Here is a 21,125-nt window from a genome sequence, read left to right as displayed (position 1 = left end):
CCGCCTAGTCCATCGTCGGGATGACGAAGTGGTCGGTGTCGGCGACGTGCGCACCCTCGATGTCGCCTTCCTTGACACCGGACGGCCAGCGCTGCGTGACCGTCTTCGTCTTGGTGTAGAAGCGGAAGGCGTCGGGGCCGTGCTGGTTGAGATCGCCGAAGCCGGAGGCCTTCCAGCCGCCGAAGGTGTAGTAGGCGATCGGCACCGGGATCGGGACGTTGACGCCCACCATGCCGACCTGGACGCGGTTGGTGAAGTCGCGGGCGGTGTCGCCGTCGCGGGTGAAGATCGCCACGCCGTTGCCGTACTCGTGCTCGGTGGGCAGGGCCAGGGCGTGCTCGTAGTCGCGGGCACGCACGACCGTGAGCACCGGTCCGAAGATCTCTTCCTTGTAGATCGACATGTCGGTGGTGACCTTGTCGAACAGGGTCGCACCGGAGAAGAAACCGTTCTCGTGGCCCTCGAGAACGAAATCACGCCCGTCGACGACGAGTTCGGCACCTTCGTCCACGCCCTGGGCGATGTAACCGTGGACGCGGTCGCGGGCGGCGGCGGTCACGAGCGGACCGAAGTCGGCCTTCTCGTCGAAGCTGGTACCGATCCGCAGGTCGGCGATACGCTCGGTGAGCTTGGCGACGAGACGATCCGCGGTCTCCTCACCGACGGGAACGGCCACCGACAGCGCCATGCAGCGCTCACCGGCCGAGCCGTAGGCGGCACCGACGAGTGCGTCCGCGACCTGGTCGAGGTCGGCGTCGGGCATGACGATCGCGTGGTTCTTCGCACCGCCGAAGCACTGTGCGCGCTTGCCGTTCTTGGCGGCCGTCTCGTAGATGTACTGCGCGATCGGGGTGGAGCCGACGAAGCCGACGGCCTTGATGCGCTTGTCGTTCAGCAGGACGTCGACGGCTTCCTTGTCGCCGTTGACGACGTTGAACACCCCGGCGGGCAGGCCGGCCTCGAGGAACAGCTCGGCCAGGCGCAGCGGCACCGAGGGGTCGCGCTCGGAGGGCTTGAGCACGAAGGCGTTGCCGGCGGCGAGCGCCGGGCCGGCCTTCCACAGCGGGATCATGGCCGGGAAGTTGAACGGGGTGATCCCGGCGACGACACCGAGGGGCTGACGCATCGAGTACACGTCGATGCCGGTGCCGGCGGATTCGGTGTATTCGCCCTTGAGCAGGTGGGGAGCGCCGAGCGCGACCTCGACGACCTCGAGTCCGCGCTGGATGTCGCCCTTCGCGTCGGGAATCGTCTTACCGTGCTCGCTCGAGAGCATGCGGGCGAGTTCGTCCATGTTGTCCTGGGCGAGCTGGAGGAACCTCATGAGCACGCGGGCCCGCTTCTGCGGGTTCCACGCCGCCCATTCCTTCTGGGCCACTTCGGCATCGGCGATCGCAGCCTCGACCTCGCTCACGGCGGCGAGGGGTACGCGCGCCTGGACGTCGCCGATGTTGGGGTCGAAGACGTCGGCGTAGCGGCCGGAGGTGCCGCTGACGTGCTGTCCGCCGACGAAGTGGGTCAGTTCTCGAACGCTCATGTCCGATCCCGTCCTTTACTGGTGTGCGATGACGTGGGATGTGCGATTTTCGGCGCGAACGGGCGCAGGCCCGAAGTCTTCGCCCATCCTATAGTTGGAAGTCCACGTATGTCTACCGTCACACCGCACCGGAGCGGCCGGCGCACTTCATGGGGGCTGTATGTCAGCCTTCTGCGATCTGCTGTGCCTTCGCGTAGGCGAGATGCAGGAAATCCGCACCGGTGAGCGCAGCGAACGACCCCGCCACCAGACGCGTGAAACCCGGAGCATAGACCCGGCCGACGACGAGGGCCGTCACCGTCCACAGGTCCAGGCAGAACGGGCACGCCAGCAGTTCCCCGACCGCGTGACGGACCCGCGACGACGTACGGGGCTGCTCCATCACCTCGGCCGGACCACCCGGCCCGTCGAACTTCGTGAACGGCGCCCGGACCGGGCTGGTCACCGCCGCCTTGCTCACGATCCGGGAGATCTTGTGGCCGGCCAGCGCAGTGACGACGAGGTCACCGGCATCGGGCCTGGGCAGCGGTCGGCCCCTCTTCGCCGCGACCGCCGAGAGTGCGCCGACGAGGGTGAGATAGATCGACATCAGGACCGCGTAGCCCCCGAGCGGACGATCCTCGTCGCCCCGATAGGTCTCGGCTTCCTCTTTCACGGCATGAACCGCGCGTTCCGCGTGCTCCTTGGCCGACGGCTTCTCGGATGTTCCCATGAATCCTCCACTCGAGCGGTTCGCGTGCCGGTGCACGAAGGCCACCCGCATCCTCACCCGGGCAGGCATACCCCCGCGTCCCCTGTCGCAACCCGGATCGGAGGGCCGAGGGTCAGCGCATGCGGCGGTACAGGTCCCCGAGATCGGTGATACCGCGGATGACCACGGCCTCGTCCGTTCCGCCGGCCCGCAACGCGCGGCGCAGGAGCATCGGGTCGAGATCCTCGAGTGCGGGCCGGAACCGCTCCGCCGGCAGGTCGGGCAGCTCGGTGTCGTCGCCGTAGAAGTCCTGCACCGCGGCCGCGTCGTCGTCGGGCTCGGCCTCGTCGATGCCGCCGATCAGCGTCGCGAGGTCGACCCCCCGAAGCGTCAGCACGGCGAGCGGTTGATCGTCGACGTGCTCCGCGAGCAGATAGCCGACGGCCGCGGCGTGCTTGCAGGGCCACCCGTCGTCGGGGCACGTGCACTCGAAGTCGAGCTCACCCGCGCGTCGCGGAAGGAGGGAGGATCCGAGTTCCTCGGGGAGGATGCCCGCGGCCAGCCGGGCCAGCATGCCCGGCGACGAGCGGACCAGCGTCACGAGTTCGCGCACCGCATCCTCGTCGAGCGTGCGCACACGTACCACCGAGGTGAACGGGGTGAGCCGACTGCCCTGCACGTCTCCCACGGCCGCGCCCGGTTCGAGTCGCATGGAGATCACCTGACCGGCGCGCGCGTACGCGCGTCCCCGTGTCAGGCGTCCCTTCTCGGCGAGCTCCTCCATGACGGAGATCAGTTCCTTCGACCACCAGCTCCGGCCGATCGCGCCACGCTTGGTGCGTGCCTCGATGCCACCGTCGATCCGACGTGCCGTGCCGTAGCGGCGTACATCGCCCCGCGCCATCTAGTCCCCCACCGCGTCGTCGCCGAGGGTGAGCAGGGACTGCAGCTGGTCGGTGGACAACTCGGTGATCCAGTTCTCCCCCGCGCCGACCGCGATCTCGGCCAGTTCCTGCTTGCCGGTGAGCATCTCGTCGATACGCTCCTCCACCGTTCCCACACAGACGAGCTTGCGGACCTGGACGTCGCGGCGTTGCCCGATCCGGAACGCGCGGTCGGTCGCCTGGTTCTCCACCGCGGGATTCCACCACCGGTCGAGATGGACGACGTGGTTGGCGGCGGTGAGATTCAGTCCGGTACCACCCGCCTTGAGGGAGAGCACCATGATCGGCGGGCCGGCCTCACCCTGGAACGCCGTGACCATCGCGTCGCGCCGGCCCTTGGACACTCCCCCGTGCAGGAAGGGCACCGTCGCCGCGAACCGCTCCTCGAGATACGGGACGACGAGTTCGCCGAATTCGCGGAACTGCGTGAACAGCAACACCTTCTCGCCGTCGGCCAGCACGGACTCGACGATGTCCTCGACCAGACCGAGCTTGCCCGAGCGATGCCGGCCGCGGCGCAGGACGGGCGAGCCGTCGCTCAGATAGTGCGCGGGATGGTTGCACACCTGCTTGAGCCGGGTCAGCGCCGCGAGCACCGCTCCCTTGCGGGCCATGCCCTCCTTGTCGCGGATCCGGCGCATCATGTCGTCGACCACCGCCCGGTACAGGGCGGCCTGTTCGGCGGTGAGGTTGGCCCGTACGGTCTGCTCGAACTTCTCGGGCAGATCGGAGATCACGTCGGGGTCGGTCTTCACCCGGCGCATCACGAACGGCGCCGACAGGGACCGCAGCCGCGCCGCGGCGACGGCGTCGTGGTCGCGTTCGATCGGCACCGCGAAGCGGGCCCGGAAGGACGCTGCGCTGCCCAGCAGGGACGGATTCGCGAAGTCCAGGATCGCGCGCAGTTCCTCGAGGCGGTTCTCCACGGGTGTGCCGGTGAGCGCGATCCGGTGCGCCGCGGGCAGCGCGCGCGTGGCGCGGGACTGCGCGGTCGCGGTGTTCTTCACGTGTTGTGCCTCGTCGAGGACCACGCGTTGCCACGACAACGCCGCGAGTTGCGCGACGTCGCGGGCGGCGATGGCGTAGGTCGTCACCACGAGATCGTGGTCGGCGGCAGCCGCGGCGAGCATCGGTCCGCTCAGTCGCTGTGCGCCGTGGTGGACGTGCACCCTCAGATCGGGCACGAACCGCTCGGCCTCGCGTTGCCAGTTGCCCACGACCGACATCGGGCACACGAGCAGTGTCGGTGCGTGCCGCAGGCCCGACTCGCGTTCGTGGGCGAGCAGCGCGAGCACCTGGATGGTCTTGCCCAGGCCCATGTCGTCGGCGAGCACGGCGCCGAGGCCGATCCGGCTCATGAACGCGAGCCAGTCGAGGCCGCGCTGCTGGTACGGCCGCAGTTCGGCGTTCAGGCCCGCCGGCACGGGAACCGGCTCGGGACGCGCCTGTCCGTCGAGCAGCATCTCGACCCAGCCGGAGGCGGAGACCTCGGTGACCTCCGCGGGCGGCGCGTCGTCGCCGGTGAACTGGGCGAACAACGATCCGAGGGTGGCGTTCTCGGCGGAATGCGCCGTCACGTAGCGCGCGGCGCGGGCCAGTGCCTCGGCGTCGGCCCGTACCCACTTGCCGCGCAGCTTGACCAGGTCGCTGTTCGCCGCGACGAGCTCTTCCATCTCCGACGGGGTGAGCAGCATGTCGCCGACGGCGAGCTGCCATTCGTACGAGACGATCGCGCTCATCCCGACGACGCTGTCGTCGGCGCTCACGGGTGTCACGGGCGACTCGACCTGCAGGCGCAGGGACGGATCGACCCTCGTCCAGGCGCGCGGCAGCAGCACCGCGATCCCGGCGGCGTCGAGCGCCCGGGCACCGTGCTCGACGAGGTCCACGACGACCGGGGTGGGCAGCAGCAGGTCGAGGCTGTCGGGGTCGCGGGGTACGTCCTGCAGGCGCGGATAGGACTGGAGCGCGATCCCGAGCTTGCGCACGCCGATCTGCAGCAGGTGCGGATCGGTGTCCGCGACGGGCAGGGGCATCGGTGCCTGGCCCTCCGCGCGCAGGCACACCTCGAGACGCCAGAGGGAATCGGCACCGACACCGTCGTCGACGTCGTCGGGCTCGACGAGACGCAGTACCAGATCGGGTTCGTATCCGGCCAGGCTCGCACGCCATTCCTCGAGCGCGTCGGCCATGCGCTGGGTGCCCCGGGGGTGGGGGTTGCCCTCCGCCAGGGCGGCGACGAGCGGATGCAACGAGGTGGAGGCGCCGTGGAGCGTGCGCACGATCGGGTCGGTCAGTTCGCGGCACAGATCGTCGAGCAGATCGACCGGTCGTCCGAGCTGTCGCTGCGCAGGAGACATCGCGGCCGCCAGTTCCGCGGACCAGGCCCGCGTCTTCTCGCCACCGAGCAGACGCCACCGCGCCCACCACTGCTTCTCGACCCGCACCAGCTCCGGTGCGACGCGACCGGCCTGCGCCCACCTCTCGATGCCGCGGGCGACGTGCGCGAGATACCGCAGGTCGCCGCCCACGCCTCCGGGACGCCGGGGTATGTCCAGCAGCAGTTCGGCCGCGTCCGGTGGTGCCACGGCGACGGCGGGCACCGTGCTCGGCTCGGTCTCCGTGGGGAAGGTGAGGGTGACGCGGTGGCGGAACGGGCGGTCGATCCGCCGGCGCAGCGCAGACGGCAGCGCGTCGGGATCGGGCTCTGCGGCGGGGTCCCACCACAGCATCAGGCCGGATCCCGGTGACCACAGCCCGTGCAACATGCCCACTATCGTGCCAGCCGCACCCGACCCCGATGGCAGGCTGGGTCCCATGGCACGCGCATACGGCTTCGTGGAGTACGGCGGTCCGGAGACACAGCAGCTGTTCGACACCCCCGTCCCCTCACCCGGCCCGGGGCAACTCCTCGTGGCGGTCCGGGCCGCGGGTGTGAATCCCGCCGACTGGAAGGTGCGGTCCGGACAGCGCAGGAACAGTGTCACGGTGCGCTTTCCGGCCGTGCTCGGCCGGGAGGTCGCGGGCGTGGTGGAGGCGGCCGGTCCGGACGCCGGCTTCACGGCGGGCGACGCCGTCTTCGGAGCCACCGCGGAGGGTCATGGCGGCTACGCCGAGTACACACTCGTCGATACGCGCGCTGCCGCGCACAAGCCCGGGTCCGTGCCGTTCGAGGTGGCGGCCACTCTTCCGGTCGCGGCCGGAACGGCCTTCGACATCGTCGAGCACCTCGACATCGTGGACGCGGACACCGTGCTCGTCCTCGGTGCCGGTGGCGGTGTGGGAACGGCGACCACGCAACTCGCGCACGCCGCGGGCGCCGCCGTGCTCGGCGTGGCGAGTGCGGGGAAACGCGATCTCGTCGAATCGTGCGGCGGGCTGTGGATCGAATCCGGTGCGGGCTTCGGCGAGCGGGTCGCGGCCGCCGCGGAGCGGTGCGGGGCGGTGACCGCGGTCGTCGATCTCGTCGGCGGCGACGTGCTGGAACGGGCGGTCGCGCTGACCCGGGCGCCGGAACGGGTCGTGAGTGTCGCCGATCCTTCCCGCGCACAGGTCCTGGGCGGTTCGGGGATCACCCGGCGACGGACCCGGGCAGTGTTCGAGCAGGTCGCGGAGCTCGTCGAGCGTGGCGTCCTCACGCCTCGCATCGAGCGGACCTTCCCTCTCGGCGAAGCCGGTCGCGCGCTCGAACTCGTCGAATCCGGGCATGCGGACGGGAAGGTCGTCGTCACTGTGCCCTGAATCGCTCTGCCGCGAGCGCCCTGTCGGCGCGGTATGCCAGGATCGCCGCGTGCGTGGGGGGAACGCGATGTGGTGGGTGGTGGCCGTGATCGTCGCGGTGGTGCTGTCCTGGCTGTGGGATCGCACCGGACCGGGATCCGGGACGGTGCCGGGCAGCCCCGCCCGAGCCGAGGTGCACGCCCTGCTGGCGCAGGTGACGGTGGTCGAGGAGCGGCAGAAGGTGCCCGGTTATCAGCGGGGATGCGGCGCCGGGGAGCGATGCGTGTTCGGGCCGGCCTGGTCCGACGACCATCCCGGCGCCGGCGGGCACGACGGATGCGACACTCGCAACAACGTCCTCGCCCGCGACCTCGTCTCACCCACCTTCCGGGCGGGCAGCGACGACTGTGTCGTGATGTCCGGGGTCCTGAACGATCCGTACACCGGGGCGCGCGTGGAGTTCCGGCGTGCCGAGGCGAACGCCGTGCACATCGACCACATCTATCCTCTCGCCGCGGCATGGGATCTCGGTGCCGCCGGATGGCCCGCCGACCGCCGGCGCCAGTTCGCGAACGACATCACCTACAACCTCGTCGCCGTCGACGGGCAGGCGAACCTCGACAAGCGCGACGGCACGCCGGCGCGGTGGTTACCGCCGGCGCCGGGTTACCGCTGCTGGTTCGCGGGACGGTACCTGACCGTGGCGGTGCGCTACGCACTACCGATCACGATCGGCGACCACCGCGCCCTGATGGGCGCGGCGGAATCGTGCCCGTGACCTCTCGCGCGGTTCGCCAGGCCTGTCGGGCAGGAAGGTCGCGCGGGATCCGGTCGGGATGCTCGAGCGAGAACATCGATGTCTTCGTATGCCGTGGGGCTACGGTGAGGAAATGCTCGAGCGCATCTCCAAGGACACCCGGCTGTGCATCTCGATGTCCGGCCGCCCCAGCAACATCGGCACCCGCTTCCACAACTACCTCTACGAGGAACTCGATCTCGACTTCGTCTACAAGGCGTTCGCGCCCGTGAACATCGAGGACGCGGTGGCCGGGATTCGCGGCCTGGGTATTCGCGGAGCCGGTGTATCCATGCCGTTCAAGGAAGCGGTGTTGCCCCTCGTCGACGTGCTGCACGATTCCGCGCGCGCCATCGAGTCCGTGAACACGATCGTCAACGACGACGGAGTCCTGCACGCCTACAACACCGACTACCAGGCGGTGAGCGATCTGCTCGTCGAGCACGGTGCCGATTCCGCCCTGCCGGTCACGGTGGTGGGCAGCGGTGGAATGGCGAAGGCCGTGACAGCGGCGCTGCGCCACAACGGATTCACCGACGGAACGATCGTCGCCCGCAACGAGGACACCGGACGGCCCCTCGCGCGCAAGTACGGCTACGAGTGGCGCGCCGACACACGCGACGTCGCGCCCGGTCTGATCGTCAACGCAACCCCGATCGGGATGGCCGGCGGGGCCGAATCGGGCGACCTGCCCCTCCCCCACGATTTCGTCGCGGCGGCGTCCACGGTCTTCGACGTCGTGGCCGTCCCGCCGGACACCCCGCTCGTCCGGTTCGCCCGCGAGCACGGCATCCCGGTGATCACGGGCGACGAGGTCATCGCGTTGCAGGCCGCGCTCCAGTTCGAGCTCTACACGGGCGTGACCCCGACGCGCGAGCAGGTGCGCCGCGCGTCGGAGTACTCCCGCTCCTGATCGATCGGTGCCCCGGGGACGGCCCGTCGTCGGACGATCCCACCCTGTTCGAGGCCGTCGAGCACGACCGTGGTCTCTTCTCCGGAACACGTCTGCGCGTCCCGTTTCCGGCCGGACACCGGTCAGCCGCCGGTGGCGACCTCCCGTGCCGGATCGGCCGACCACTGCGACCACGAGCCCGGATACAGGGCGGCGTCGATGCCCGCGATCCCGAGTGCGGCGATCTCGTGTGCGGCGTTGATACCCGACCCGCAGTACACGGCGACGTCGGTGCGCTTCACGCCGAGCTTCGAGAAGCGGTGCGCGAGCTGATCCGCGGGCAGGAACGAGCCGTCCTGCCGAAGGTTCTCACCGGTCGGCGCACTGACCGCACCGGGAATGTGGCCCGCGCGGCGGTCCACCGGTTCCTCGGCGCCGCTGTAGCGCGCGTAGGCCCGCGCGTCGAGCAGAACCCCGTGAGTGGCGAAGGCCGCGGCCTCGTCCGGGCCGATCGTCGGCATGTGACCGGGACTCAACGTCACGTGGCCCGGCTTCCGCTCACCGCCCGGGCCCGCGGCGAGCGGGTGTCCGCCGGCGATCCACGCCTGCAGCCCGCCGTCGAGCAACCGCACCTCGGAATGCCCGGCCCAGCGCAACAACCACCACGCGCGGGCAGCGGCGAGACCACCGGTGTCGTCGTACGCGACGACGGGCGTTCCGTCGTCGATCCCCCATCGGCGCGCGGCGGCCTGGAAGCGATCGATGTCGGGCAGCGGATGACGGCCGAGCTCGGGTGCGGGCGGGGCGGCGAGTTCCTCGTCCAGGTCGACGTAGACCGCGCCGCTGATGTGACCTTCGTGGAATCGGTCCCGTCCGTGCTTGTCGCCGAGTGCCCAGCGGACGTCGAGTATCACCGGAGATCGACCCTGCTCGATCATCTCGGCGAGCTCGACGGTGGTGAGGAGAACGGCGGTATCGGACATGACCCGATCCTGACACGAACCGCAGACGGCGTTCCGGCTTTGGGGCGACACGCCGTGCATGCTGCGACGACCCCCTCGGCGAACACGCCCCGTACACGTCCGATTCGAGGGTTTTGCGTCTCGGTTCGGGATTGTCGTGAGGGTTGGTCTGATTTGCCGTGCCGAGAGCACTATCGTCGAGACGTGAGCAACCGCCAACCGACGAGCCCAGCCGCCCCGCCTGAGCCGGAGCAGTTCCCGGTGTTGTGGCCCATGCAGACACGTTGGGCCGACAACGACCATTACGGCCACGTCAACAACGTCACGTACTACTCGTACTTCGACTCGGCGGTCAACGGGTGGCTCATCTCCACCACCGGTGTCGACATCCGCGAACTCGACGCGATCGGGGTCGTGGCCGAGACCTCCTGCCGATATCTCGCCGAACTGTCCTTCCCCGACCGCCTCCAGGTCGGATTGGCGGTCGAACGTCTGGGGACACAGTCGATCACGTATTCGCTCGCAATCTTCCGGGAATCCGACGACGCGCTGATCGCCGCCGCGACCGGCCGTTTCGTCCACGTCTACGTCGATCCGCAGACGCGCCGTCCCGTCCCCGTCCCTGACCAGATCCGCAAGGCCGCCGCTCAGCTGGCCACCCCGAGCGCCGGCCGGTAGCGGTCTAGTCCGTCTCGCCTCCGCTGCGTCCGGCGGCCCGGGCCAGCAGCGGAGCCGTGCGCTGCGGGACGAGTTCCTGCATGACCAGCGACATGTCCGTGCGCTCGACGCCGCGGATCCTCAGGATCCGGCCGGCCAGCCGATACAGGTCGTCGGCGTCGCGAGCGACCACCTTGACCGACAGGTCGATCTGCCCGGTCAAACCGTAGACCTCGGTGACCTCGGGGATCTGGGCGAGCTCGTCGACGACCTCGTCGAGACGGTGCTGATCGACGCGGGTGGCCACGTAGGCGGCGAGCGGGTAGCCCAGGCTCACGGGATCGACCCGCCGCTCGAACGATGCGAGCACACCTTCGGCTTCCCATCGGGCCAGGCGCGCCTGGACGGTGTTGCGCGACAGCCCGAGACGCTGCGCCAACTCCACGCCCGTGGCCCGGGGTGTGCGTACGAGTTCGAGCAGCAGACGCGCGTCGGTCGCATCCAGACTGGTCATTCTTCGCAGTCTGCCAGCATCGGGCACCCGAAAACCGTGCTTTCTGCACGGTCCCGGCCGAATCGATTGCGCATACGCGACGCACCCGGATGATGTGAGGTACGGCACACATCATCCGTTCGTGCCTCACGAGGGCACGCCGGATCCGCACCGACGAGGTGATCCGATGGATGTACCGACCGCCTATCCGGTCCAGTTGATCCAGCCCGACGGGCGACGCGTCCTCGACACCGAGTACGGCCCACTCGTCGCCGACATCGGCCCCGACGAACTGCGCGGGCTCTATCGCGACATGGTCGTCGCACGACGCCTCGACTCGGAGGCGACGGCCCTGCAGCGACAGGGTGAGCTCGGCCTCTGGGCACCGCTCCAGGGCCAGGAAGCCGCGCAGGTCGGCTCCGCCCGGGCCCTCGCGCCCGACGATTACGTCTTCACCAGCTACCGCGAGCACGCCGTCGCGTGGTGTCGCGGCGTCGATCCCGCCGACATGACCCGCCTGTGGCGCGGGTGCGGGTTGTCCGGTTGGGATCCGCACTCGGTGGCCACCACCAACCCGGCCATCGTCGTCGGCGCCCAGGGCCTGCATGCCACCGGGTACGCGATGGGCGCGAAACTCGACGGAGCCGAGATCGCCACCGTCGTGTACTTCGGCGACGGTGCCACGAGCCAGGGCGATCTCTCGGAGGCCCTCGTGTTCTCCGTCAGCTGGGGAGTCGGCGTGGTGTTCATCTGCCAGAACAACCATTGGGCGATCAGCGTGCCCACCCGAGTGCAGAGTCCTGTGCCCCTGGCCCGGCGCGCCGCCGGATTCGGGATGCCGGCCGTGCAGGTCGACGGTAACGACGTCCTTGCAGTCCTCGCGGTGACCCGTCGCGCCGTCCGCCATGCCCGCGACGGAGCCGGACCGTTCTTCGTCGAAGCCCTCACCTACCGCATGGGTCCCCACACGACCTCCGACGACCCCACTCGCTACCGCACGCCCGCCGATCTCGAGGAATGGAAGGCGCGCGACCCCATCGACCGGTTGCGCCGGTTGCTCGAACGCGAAGAGCTCGTCGACGAGACCTTCTTCGACGAGGTCCGGACGGTCGCCGACGAGACCGCTGTGCGGCTGCGGCGGGGAACACTCGGGATGCCCGACCCCGAACCCGCCGCACTGTTCGACCACGTCTACGCGACCGAGCATCCGCTCATCGAGCAGGAACGTGCCGATCACGCCCGGTATCTGGCGAGTTTCGGTACCACGGACGAGGAGGCGCGACGATGACCACCACGACGATGACACTCGGCGGTGCCCTCAACGCCGGACTCCGCCGCGCGCTCGAACACGATCCCAAGGTCGTCGTCATGGGCGAGGACGTCGGCACCCTCGGTGGCGTCTTCCGCATCACCGACACCTTGCAGAAGGATTTCGGTGAGGGACGCGTGATCGACACGCCCCTCGCCGAATCCGGGATCGTGGGAACGGCCTTCGGGATGGCGCTGCGCGGCTACCGGCCGGTGTGCGAGATCCAGTTCGACGGTTTCGTCTACCCCGCCTTCGACCAGATCGTCTCGCAGGTCGCGAAGATCCACTACCGCACGGCGGGCACCGTGACGGCGCCGCTGACCGTCCGTATCCCCTACGGCGGCGGTATCGGTGCGGTCGAACACCACTCGGAGTCACCGGAGGTGTACTTCACCCATACCGCGGGTCTGCGTGTCGTGAGTCCGAGCACTCCGTCCGATGCGTACTGGATGATCCAGCAGGCCGTCGCCCTCGACGACCCGGTGATCTTCCTCGAGCCCAAACACCGTTACTGGGAACGCGGAGAGGTGGATACGAACACCGCACCCGACCTCGCCCTCACCTCCGCGCGGGTCACCCGGTCCGGCACCGAAGCAACGATCGTGACCTTCGGTGCGTTGGTCGCCACCGCGCTCCGTGCGGCGGAGATCGCGGAGACGGAAGGACATTCGCTCGAGGTCGTCGATCTGAGGTCGCTGTCCCCCATCGACTTCGACACGATCGAGGCCTCGGTACGACGGACCGGTCGGCTCGTCGTCGTGCAGGAAGCGCCGGTCTTCTGCGGTATCGGCGCGGAGATCGCCGCCCGCACGAGCGAGCGGTGCTTCTATCAACTCGAGGCGCCGGTGCTGCGGGTCGGCGGATTCGACATCCCCTATCCGCCCGCCAAACTCGAATCCCATCACCGTCCCGATCCGGATCGCATCCTCGACGCGGTCGACCGCGCACTCGCGGCGTGAGGTGCACCGATGACGAATCCCACACGCGTAGTACAGGAATTCCGGCTCCCCGATCTGGGTGAGGGACTCACCGAAGCGGATTGGGTGCAGTGGGCGGTCGAGGTCGGCGACCGGATCGAACTCAACCAGACCATCGGGGAGGTCGAGACCGCCAAGGCCACGGTGGAACTGCCCTCTCCGTATGCGGGCATCGTCACCGAACTGCTGGTCGAACCGGGGCAGACGGTTCCGGTCGGGGCACCGTTGCTGCGGATCGCCACGGAGGACGGACCCGCCGAGGCGTCCGGGGGCGGCAGCGCGTCCCGTCCGTCGGTGCTGGTGGGCTACGGACCCGGCGATGCCCCGCAGAGCAGGCGCGCGGCCCGCCGCGCATCGGCCGACACCGCTCGTGCCCGTGAAGTCGATCCACCGACCGCACGACCCGACGCGAAGCCCGGTGCACGCAAACTCGCAGCCCTTCTCGAGATCGACCTGGACACGGTGACGGGCACCGGACGGGGTGGCGTGATCACGCGTGACGACGTGAGACGCACCGCCGCTCACGGCGAGGGGCCGGCTGCCGGTCCCGGCGACGAACCCGCGGCGGCGTCTCCGCCTCCGCGCACACCCGGGCCCTCCGTCGAGCGGACCACGCGAATACCTGTCGGAGGAGTCCGCAAGCGGACCGCCGAGGCCGTCTCACGCAGCGCCTTCACAGCGCCGCACGCCACGGTATTCCTCACGTGCGACGCGACCGCCACCGTCGCTCTCGTATCCACACTGCGCGCGTCGCCGGCCTTCGAGGGTGTCCACCCGACCGCACTGAGCATCGTCTCGCGCGCACTGCTGTGCGCGATCGCCGACGAACCGTCGCTCAATGCGCACTGGGACGACGACGCGGACGAGATCGTCCTCCACCACGACGTGCACCTCGGCATCGCCACCGCGACGTCCGACGGCCTGAAGGTCCCCGTCGTCCGTGAGGCCCAGCGACTGTCGTTACCGCGATTGGCGAGCTCGATCGCCGAGGTCGCCGACCGTGCGCGGACGGGCCGGGCAACGCCGGCCGAGCTGACCGGTTCGACGGTCTCGGTGACGAACGTGGGGGTGTTCGGGGTGGATGCGGGAACCCCGATCCTCAATCCCGGCGAGTCGGCCATCCTCGCCGTGGGAGCGATCTCCGACCGCCCGTGGGTGGTCGACGGCGCCCTCGCGATCCGGAAGATCGTCACGTTGTCGCTCTCGTTCGACCATCGGCTCGTCGACGGGGAGCAGGCAGGACGGGCCCTCGCGACGATCGGTGCCGTCCTCGGCGATCCCGTGCCCGCACTGCTCGCCGGCATGTGAGAGCTGTGCGGCCTCGGTAGCGTGCATCCACGTGGTGGATACACGACGGACGGCGGACCGGCTCACGCACGCCCGGGCCGCGGTGTTCGCGATCTTCGGGCTCAACGGTTTCCTGCTCGCCCTGTGGGTCGTCCACATCCCGACGATCCGGGAGCGAGTGGGAGTCGATCATGCAGCGCTCGGATCGTTGCTGTTGCTGCTCGCCCTCGGGGCGCTCGGCGGCATGCACGTGACGGGCAGACTCGCCGATCTCCTCGGCAGCCACCGCACCACCGTCGTCTTCGCCGTGGCGCTGGCATTGACGGTGGTGGGGCCGGGTCTGGCCACGGCACCGTGGCAGCTCGGGCTCGCTCTCGCGCTGTTCGGTTTCGCGAACGGCGCCCTGGACGTGTCGATGAACTTCCAGGCGGTGGTGGTCGAACAGCGATACCGGCGACCGATCATGTCGGCTTTCCACGGGTTGTTCTCCGCAGGTGGGATCGCGGGGTCGCTGGTCGGTGCGGCCGTCCTGGCCGCCGATGTCCACCCTGCGATGACGCTCGCGGCGGCCGGGGTCGTGGCGGCTGCGGCGACGTGCTGGGCGGCACCGCGCCTCGTCCGGACGGAAGCGCCGCCCCGCTCGTCGTCACCGGTCTCCCGGGGTGGCTACTCGCGGCGGGTGGTGCTGCTCGGAGGGGTGGCGTTCGCGCTGATGCTGTGCGAAGGGGTCGCGAACGACTGGAGTGCGCTGCAGGTGCAGGAACGTCTCGGCAGTCCGGAGTCTGTGGCCGCGCTCGCGTTCGGCGCGTTCTCGGCGACCATGACGATCGGGCGCTTCGTCGCCGACCGGGTCACCGCCCGATTCGGCAGTGCCGCCGTCATCCGGTACGGAACGCTGGTGGCCGCGGCCGGGATGGGCACGGTGGCACTGTCGCCGTGGCTGGTCCTCACTCTCGCCGGGTGGGCGTTGTTCGGCCTCGGCTTGTCCGGCGCCGTACCACAACTGTTCACCGCCGCGGGCAATCTCGGCACCGGATCCCCCGGGGCGAACATGTCTCGCGTCGTCGGGCTGGGCTATCTGGGTTTCCTGGCCGGCCCGGCGTGCATCGGCTGGATCTCCGAGGCCACCTCGCTCACGACGGCGATGGCGGTCCCGCTCGCGTGTGTGCTCCTCGCTGCGCTTCTCGCCCCCACGCTGACGCCGACGGCGCCCACGCGGTGATCCGCGTGGGCGCCGTGACGGGGAGCGACGGTCCCGAGGGCCTACAGGGCCTTCAGTTCCTCGGTGACCTCCGAGACCATCTTCTTCGCGTCACCGAACAGCATCGACGTGTTGTCGGCGGTGAACAGCGGGTTGTCGATGCCGGCATAGCCGGAGCTCATCGAGCGCTTGAGCACGATGACCGACTTCGACTGGTCGACGTTGAGGATCGGCATGCCGTAGATCGGGCTCGTCGAGTCGAGGCGGGCCGCCGGGTTGGTGACGTCGTTGGCGCCGATGACGATGGTGACATCGGTGCGGCCGAACTCGCCGTTGATGTCGTCCATCTCCTTCATCGCGTCGTACTCGACGTCGGCTTCGGCGAGCAGGACGTTCATATGGCCGGGCATACGACCGGCGACCGGGTGGATCGCGTACTTGACCTCGACGCCGCGGTCCTCGAGCAGTGCCGCCATCTCCTTGACGGCGTGCTGGGCCTGCGCGACGGCCAGGCCGTAGCCGGGCACGACGATGACCTGGTTGGCGTACGCCATCTGGATGGCGGCGTCGGAAGCCGAGGTGGCCTTGACCGTGCCACCGGAGGCCGAGGCCACGCCGCCGGCCGCTTCGCCGCCACCGAAGGCGCCGAAGACGATCGCGGGGATCGACCGGTTCATGGCCTTGGCCATGAGGTTGGTCAGGATCGTGCCGGAGGCACCGACGATCATGCCCGCGACGATCATGGCCTGGTTGTTCAGCGCGAGACCTGCGGCGGCGGCCGACAGACCGGTCAGTGCGTTGAGCAGCGAGATGACGACGGGCATGTCGGCGCCGCCGATCGGGAACACCACGAACAGACCCATCAGGCCGGCCACGACGAGCAGGGCGAGGATCCACCACGAGGCCAGCGGCTCACCGTCGGCACTGATGCCGATGTAGACGGCGATCGCGATCGATGCGAGCACCAGCACGATATTGGCCAGCTGGAAGAGCTTCGCCGACGCGACCAGTTTGCGCTCGAGATTCTTGTTCAGCAGTTCCTGCAGCTTGGCGAAGGCGACGAGCGAACCCCAGAACGAGATCGAACCGATGATCGCGGCGAACAGCGAACCGACGATCATGACCACGGTGGGCTGGTCGTCGAGGGTGGTGAAGCTGGTGGACTCGAGGTATTCGGCCCACGCGATGAGTGCGACGGTGCCACCACCGACGCCGTTGAACAGCGCGACCAGCTGCGGCATGGCCGTCATCTTGGTCTTCAGGGCCGGCGGGACGCCGAGGATGATGCCGACGGCCAGACCGCCGATGATCAGGCCCCAGTTCTCCGTGTCGCGGATGTCGATGAGCACGGCGACGACCGCCAGGGCCATACCGGCCGCAGCGATGTAGTTGCCGCGCACGGCGGTCTTCGGGCCGGTCAGACCCGACAGACCGTAGATGAACATCGCGAAGGCGATGATGTACAGGACCGAGACGAGGTAGCTCATCAGGCGTCAGCCCCCTTCTTCTGAGCAGCCGGGGAGTCCTTGCGCTGCTTGAACATCCCGAGCATGCGGTCGGTGACGACGAAGCCACCGACGACGTTCAGGGTGCCGAAGACCAGAGCGACGAACAGGATGATCTTGATGCCCCAGTGGGCATCGCCGGGGAGGTGACCGAGCACGACGAGCGCGCCGAGCACGACGATGCCGTGGATCGCGTTGGTGCCCGACATCAGCGGCGTGTGCAGCGTGTTCGGCACCTTGGAGATGACGGCGAAACCGACGAATCCGGCCAGGACCAGAATCGCGATGTTCGCGAGTAGTTCGTTGTACATCTAGGAGTTCTCCTTCGACCGCGTCACGCAGGCAGCCGCGAGGATCTCGTCCGAGAAATCCGGGGCCAGGGCACCGGACTCGTCGAGGAGCAGCTCGATCAGCGCGTACACGTTCTTCGAGTAGAGCTCGGAGGCATGCTCCGGCATCGTCGCGGGCAGGTTGAGCGGCGAGCAGATGGTGACGTCGTGCTTGACGACGGTCTGCCCCGGCTCGGTGAGTTCGCAGTTGCCACCGGTCTCGCCGGCGAGGTCGACGATCACCGAACCCGGCTTCATCCCCTCGACTGCGGCGGCGGTCACCAGGCGCGGCGCCGGGCGACCCGGCACGAGCGCGGTGGTGATGACGACGTCGAAGCCCTTGATGGCGTCTTCGAGCGCCTGCTGCTGCTGGGCCCGCTCGGCCTCGGTGAGCTCGCGTGCGTAGCCGCCCTCACCGGCGGCGTCGATGCCGAGGTCGAGCCACTGGGCGCCGACCGAGCGCACCTGGTCGGCGACCTCGGGACGCACGTCGTATCCGGTGGTGCGGCCACCGAGACGCTTCGCCGTGGCCAGCGCCTGCAGACCCGCGACGCCCACGCCGAGCACCAGCACGGTCGCCGGCTTCACGGTGCCGGCGGCGGTGGTGAGCATCGGGAAGAAGCGTGTGGATTCGCTCGCCGCGACCAGCACGGCCTTGTAACCGGCGACGTTCGCCTGCGACGACAGGGCATCCATGACCTGCGCGCGGGAGATGCGCGGAATGGCCTCGACGGCGTACGCCTCGACTCCGGCCTGCGTCAGGGCGCCGATCTGATTGTCGGCGTTGCGCGGGGCGAGGAAGCCGATCAGGCGCTGACCGGAGGTCAGGCGGGCGATCTCGGCGTCGCTCGGCGGGGCGACCTTGACGACGATGTCGGCGGACCAGGCGTCACCGACGGTCGCGCCGGTCTCCTTGTACGCCCCGTCCGGAATCAGCGCGCCCTGACCGGCACCGGATTCGACGATGACGTCGAGACCCTTACCGATCAGCGCGGGCACGATCTTCGGTACGAGCGCGACCCGCCGTTCCCCGTCGTTCGTCTCACGGACCACGCCGACGGTCGGACGGCGGTGCGCTCCGCTCCCCGTGTTCGATCCTTCGGTACTCAATTCTTGACTCCTGCGTCGATGAAAGTGCGCGTCGTGCCGCGGTCGGCGGCGAAAGATGCGTTATCGAAGGCCATGTGACGGCCTGTCATGCACTGAAAGGCTTAAGCAGACCTACCGTGCCCTCCTGTGAGCCCGCAACCTGGTCGGATCATCTGAATCGAGTCCGAACAGCAAGATGACGAAAGTTTGTGAGGCAGCTCACCTCACAAATGCCATTTTCCTCCGGTGAGCAAGACCGTGGAGGACTATCGGGGTCGAGCCCCGGAACAATTCCGGGAACGTCCTTCGGAGCGAAAGGGCACCGATTGCAAAAAGATTCGCTACACGCATACCGAACGGAGCGGTGTACCGATTCAGAATGCCTCGGAATCGATTCAGAACCCCGGTCGCCGGACCTCTGCTTTGCGCTCGTGCGACAGGAAGCGTAGGAGGCCGCGGATGAGTCCCGGACCTGGAAAGAAACCCGCGAACGGGACCGCCGACGAACGCACCACCGACGACACGGGCGGCGACCCGGTCTGCTGGCTCCACCTCCTGTGCCCCGACTGTGGAGCGATGCTCACCGCCACCGACGAGCCGTGCCCGCGGTGTGGCAGAGAGCACCCCGAGCCCGGTCCCTTCCCCACCTGAGCCTTTAGCCTGAGCCCCATGAACGTGCCGGACCCCGTCCTCGACCTCGCCCGCTCGGCCCGCCGCGTCGCCGTCCTGACCGGCGCCGGGATGTCCGCCGAGAGCGGCGTGCCCACCTTCCGCGATGCGCAGACCGGACTGTGGGAGAAATTCGACGCGACCGCCCTCGCCACACCGGAGGCCTGGGCGGACGATCCCGCGACGGTCTGGGCCTGGTACCAGTGGCGGGTCGCGCTCGTCCGGGGCGTGCAACCCAATGCCGGACATCGCGCCCTCGCCGACTGGGCACACTCCGTCCGCCTGCGGATCGTGACGCAGAACGTCGACGACCTCCACGAACGGGCGGGAAGCCGTGACGTCACCCATCTGCACGGAAGCCTGTTCGCCCCACGGTGCAGCCGGTGCGAGCGGGCCGTCGATCTTCCCGATCCGCCGGAGGAGCCCGTCGCCCGTCTCGATCCGCCTGCGTGCCCCGCGTGTGGAGGCCCCGGGCGGCCCGGCGTCGTGTGGTTCGGTGAGATGCTGCCGCAGGAACCGTGGGAGACCGCGACCGAGTCCCTGCGAGACGCCGATCTGCTCCTGGTGGTCGGCACGTCGGGAGTCGTCCATCCGGCCGCCGGCCTGCCGTCGCTCGCGCGCAGCCACGGCGTGCCGGTGGTGGAGATCGATCCGCGCGAGACCGGCCTCAGCGATCAGGTCGACCACACCTGGCGGACGACGGCAGCCGTGGGACTCCCGGCCCTCGTCGACGCGCTGAAGATCCGGACCCGCACACCGCGTTAAGGTGAGCCGGTGAGTTCTTGTGTGTTCTGCGCCATAGCCGACGGCAGCGGCCCGGCAACACGGGTGTACGAGGACGACGAGGTCGTGGCCTTCCTCGACATCCGACCGATCGCGCGCGGACACCTCCTCGTGATCCCGCGCGTGCACGCGGCGCGGCTCGAGGATCTCGATCCGGTGTCGGGTGCGGCCGTCTTCCGCGCCGGACAGCGGATCGCCCGGGCGATGGCCCGTTCCGAACTTGCCACCGACGGAACCAATCTCGTCCTGAACGACGGACGAGCAGCCTTCCAGACCGTCTTCCACACGCATCTGCACGTGCTGCCCCGCTGGGACGGCGACCGTGTCCGGATGGGTATCGGTCTGGTTCGCCGTCGACTCCACGATCCGGAGACCACCGCGGCACTCGTCCGCGCCGGCCTCGAACGCCTGACCGCCGAGGAGCACCAGTGACATCGCAGCCCGACACCTCCCCCGACAGCTCCGCTGCCGAGTTCCCGATCGACACGATCCGGCCGCTGCTGCTCGAGCAGTTCGCCGCGCTCGACGAACTGCTCTCGGGAGCGACCGAGGACGCGTGGAACACCGCCACCTGCCTACCGGGATGGACCGTCAAGGACATCGCCGCGCATCTCATCGGCACCGAGTCGATGCTCGCGGGCGTCGAGGCTCCGCGCGTCGAACGCGACGTGCGGTCGCTTCCCCACGTGCGCAACGACATCGCTGCCTTCAACGAGTTGTGGGTGGAGTCGCTGCGTCCCGTCCCCGGCGCGGACGTGCTCGAGCGTTACCGGCAGATCGTCGCCCGTCGCACGGACCGGCTCGGCGCGATGACGCAGGAGGACTTCGGGAAGCAGTCGAACACCCCGGTCGGACCGGCGCCCTACGGGCGCTTCATGCGGATCCGCGTGTTCGACTGCTGGCTGCACGAACTCGACATCTGCGACGCGCTCGGCAGGACGGGCACCGAGGGCGGTCCGCGCGCCGAACTCGGGTCGGCGGAGGTCTTCGGCGCGGTTCCGTTCATCGTGGGCAAGCGCGGCAAGGCTCCGGAGGGAGCGCGGATCACGATCGAGCTCTCCGGTCCCCTCGCGCGCACCGTCCATATCGAGGTGCACGGCCGGGCCACCGAGGTACCGGCCCTCTCGGCTCCGGCCACGACGACGATCACGATGGACTCGGGACTGTTCGTGCGCCTCGCCGGCGGACGCGTGCGGGCGCAGGACCGGATCGACGAGATCTGCCTCGGCGGCGACGTCGAGGTCGGACGCCGCATCGTCGACAACCTCGCGTTCACGATCTGAC

21 protein-coding genes are annotated in these 21,125 nt (G+C 69.2%); 12 read left to right on the top strand and 9 right to left on the bottom strand.

Going from position 1 to position 21,125, the window contains the following annotated elements; all coding sequences use genetic code 11:
* Positions 1-4 precede the first annotated feature (4 nt).
* From PV766_RS17115 to PV766_RS17100, 4 genes are all read right to left on the bottom strand, one after another.
* Positions 5-1,537 carry a CoA-acylating methylmalonate-semialdehyde dehydrogenase gene (locus tag PV766_RS17115; protein WP_421097499.1) on the bottom strand — a complete coding sequence of 511 codons (1,533 nt, stop codon included), beginning with the start codon at positions 1,535-1,537 and terminating at the stop codon, positions 5-7.
* 163 nt (positions 1,538-1,700) lie between these two features.
* Positions 1,701-2,249, bottom strand: a complete 549-nt coding sequence (locus tag PV766_RS17110; RefSeq protein ID WP_129977832.1) for a DUF1360 domain-containing protein — start codon at positions 2,247-2,249, stop codon at positions 1,701-1,703.
* 112 nt (positions 2,250-2,361) lie between these two features.
* On the bottom strand, positions 2,362-3,132 hold the full coding sequence (locus PV766_RS17105) for an SWIM zinc finger family protein (protein ID WP_064063613.1): 771 nt from the start codon (positions 3,130-3,132) through the stop codon (positions 2,362-2,364).
* A complete protein-coding gene (locus PV766_RS17100; protein WP_064063643.1) occupies positions 3,133-5,940 on the bottom strand; it encodes a DEAD/DEAH box helicase in 2,808 nt (935 codons plus the stop codon).
* 49 nt (positions 5,941-5,989) lie between these two features.
* Between PV766_RS17100 and PV766_RS17095 the strand changes: the two genes are divergently transcribed.
* From PV766_RS17095 to PV766_RS17085, 3 genes are all read left to right on the top strand, one after another.
* The gene (locus tag PV766_RS17095) at positions 5,990-6,913 is read left to right on the top strand and encodes an NADP-dependent oxidoreductase (RefSeq protein WP_255162593.1); all 924 of its coding nucleotides are present in this window, start codon (positions 5,990-5,992) and stop codon (positions 6,911-6,913) included.
* Between the two features lie 67 nt (positions 6,914-6,980).
* Positions 6,981-7,670, top strand: a complete 690-nt coding sequence (locus tag PV766_RS17090) for an HNH endonuclease family protein (protein ID WP_245207815.1) — start codon at positions 6,981-6,983, stop codon at positions 7,668-7,670.
* Between the two features lie 112 nt (positions 7,671-7,782).
* Complete coding sequence (locus PV766_RS17085) at positions 7,783-8,601, top strand: shikimate 5-dehydrogenase (RefSeq protein ID WP_064063645.1); 819 nt, start codon at positions 7,783-7,785, stop codon at positions 8,599-8,601.
* 122 nt (positions 8,602-8,723) lie between these two features.
* Here PV766_RS17085 and PV766_RS17080 read toward each other — a convergent pair whose 3' ends face one another.
* A complete protein-coding gene (locus PV766_RS17080; protein ID WP_421097498.1) occupies positions 8,724-9,563 on the bottom strand; it encodes a sulfurtransferase in 840 nt (279 codons plus the stop codon).
* A gap of 183 nt (positions 9,564-9,746) precedes the next feature.
* Between PV766_RS17080 and PV766_RS17075 the strand changes: the two genes are divergently transcribed.
* Positions 9,747-10,220: an acyl-CoA thioesterase gene (locus PV766_RS17075; RefSeq protein ID WP_026003570.1), complete on the top strand. Its 474-nt coding sequence runs from the start codon at positions 9,747-9,749 to the stop codon at positions 10,218-10,220.
* Between the two features lie 4 nt (positions 10,221-10,224).
* On the opposite strand, the gene PV766_RS17070 is transcribed toward PV766_RS17075, so the two are convergent.
* Complete coding sequence (locus PV766_RS17070; protein ID WP_421097497.1) at positions 10,225-10,713, bottom strand: Lrp/AsnC family transcriptional regulator; 489 nt, start codon at positions 10,711-10,713, stop codon at positions 10,225-10,227.
* Positions 10,714-10,879: 166 nt separating this feature from the next.
* Here PV766_RS17070 and pdhA point away from each other — a divergent pair, with 166 nt between their 5' ends.
* From pdhA to PV766_RS17050, 4 genes are read left to right on the top strand one after another with little or no spacing between them, the layout of a single operon-like run.
* Positions 10,880-11,980, top strand: a complete 1,101-nt coding sequence (gene pdhA / locus PV766_RS17065) for a pyruvate dehydrogenase (acetyl-transferring) E1 component subunit alpha (RefSeq protein ID WP_064063646.1) — start codon at positions 10,880-10,882, stop codon at positions 11,978-11,980.
* Positions 11,977-12,960, top strand: a complete 984-nt coding sequence (locus tag PV766_RS17060; protein ID WP_421097496.1) for an alpha-ketoacid dehydrogenase subunit beta — start codon at positions 11,977-11,979, stop codon at positions 12,958-12,960. Before pdhA ends, PV766_RS17060 begins: the two co-directional genes overlap by 4 nt.
* Positions 12,961-12,969: 9 nt before the next feature.
* Positions 12,970-14,286 carry a dihydrolipoamide acetyltransferase family protein gene (locus tag PV766_RS17055; protein WP_421097495.1) on the top strand — a complete coding sequence of 439 codons (1,317 nt, stop codon included), beginning with the start codon at positions 12,970-12,972 and terminating at the stop codon, positions 14,284-14,286.
* A gap of 31 nt (positions 14,287-14,317) precedes the next feature.
* Positions 14,318-15,487, top strand: coding sequence for an MFS transporter (locus tag PV766_RS17050; protein ID WP_084421633.1), 1,170 nt, complete (start codon positions 14,318-14,320; stop codon positions 15,485-15,487).
* Positions 15,488-15,528: 41 nt separating this feature from the next.
* Here the strand turns inward: PV766_RS17050 and PV766_RS17045 are convergent, their stop codons facing one another.
* From PV766_RS17045 to PV766_RS17035, 3 genes are read right to left on the bottom strand one after another with little or no spacing between them, the layout of a single operon-like run.
* The gene (locus tag PV766_RS17045) at positions 15,529-16,953 is read right to left on the bottom strand and encodes an NAD(P)(+) transhydrogenase (Re/Si-specific) subunit beta (RefSeq protein WP_064063620.1); all 1,425 of its coding nucleotides are present in this window, start codon (positions 16,951-16,953) and stop codon (positions 15,529-15,531) included.
* Positions 16,953-17,282 (bottom strand): NAD(P) transhydrogenase subunit alpha, encoded by a 330-nt coding sequence (locus tag PV766_RS17040; RefSeq protein ID WP_006552916.1) that lies wholly within the window; start codon positions 17,280-17,282, stop codon positions 16,953-16,955. Before PV766_RS17040 ends, PV766_RS17045 begins: the two co-directional genes overlap by 1 nt.
* Entirely contained in the window at positions 17,283-18,410 is a 1,128-nt protein-coding gene (locus tag PV766_RS17035; RefSeq protein WP_129977839.1) for a Re/Si-specific NAD(P)(+) transhydrogenase subunit alpha, read from the bottom strand.
* A gap of 438 nt (positions 18,411-18,848) precedes the next feature.
* On the opposite strand from PV766_RS17035, the gene PV766_RS17030 reads away from it, so the two are divergent.
* From PV766_RS17030 to PV766_RS17015, 4 genes are read left to right on the top strand one after another with little or no spacing between them, the layout of a single operon-like run.
* Positions 18,849-19,040, top strand: coding sequence for a hypothetical protein (locus PV766_RS17030; RefSeq protein ID WP_064063621.1), 192 nt, complete (start codon positions 18,849-18,851; stop codon positions 19,038-19,040).
* Between the two features lie 18 nt (positions 19,041-19,058).
* A complete protein-coding gene (locus PV766_RS17025; RefSeq protein ID WP_255162585.1) occupies positions 19,059-19,823 on the top strand; it encodes an SIR2 family NAD-dependent protein deacylase in 765 nt (254 codons plus the stop codon).
* A gap of 9 nt (positions 19,824-19,832) precedes the next feature.
* Positions 19,833-20,273, top strand: coding sequence for an HIT family protein (locus PV766_RS17020; protein ID WP_129977842.1), 441 nt, complete (start codon positions 19,833-19,835; stop codon positions 20,271-20,273).
* A complete protein-coding gene (locus PV766_RS17015) occupies positions 20,270-21,124 on the top strand; it encodes a maleylpyruvate isomerase family mycothiol-dependent enzyme (RefSeq protein ID WP_421097494.1) in 855 nt (284 codons plus the stop codon). The genes PV766_RS17020 and PV766_RS17015 overlap by 4 nt, the downstream gene beginning before the upstream one ends.
* The last annotated feature ends 1 nt before the right edge of the window (position 21,125 follow it).

The sequence above is a fragment of the Rhodococcus sp. As11 genome (genome assembly GCF_048957735.1).
In the GTDB taxonomy this organism is placed as follows: Bacteria; Actinomycetota; Actinomycetes; order Mycobacteriales; family Mycobacteriaceae; genus Rhodococcus; species Rhodococcus gordoniae.
Note: the sequence above shows the minus strand (reverse complement) of the source record. Positions and strands in the feature narration are given on the sequence as shown.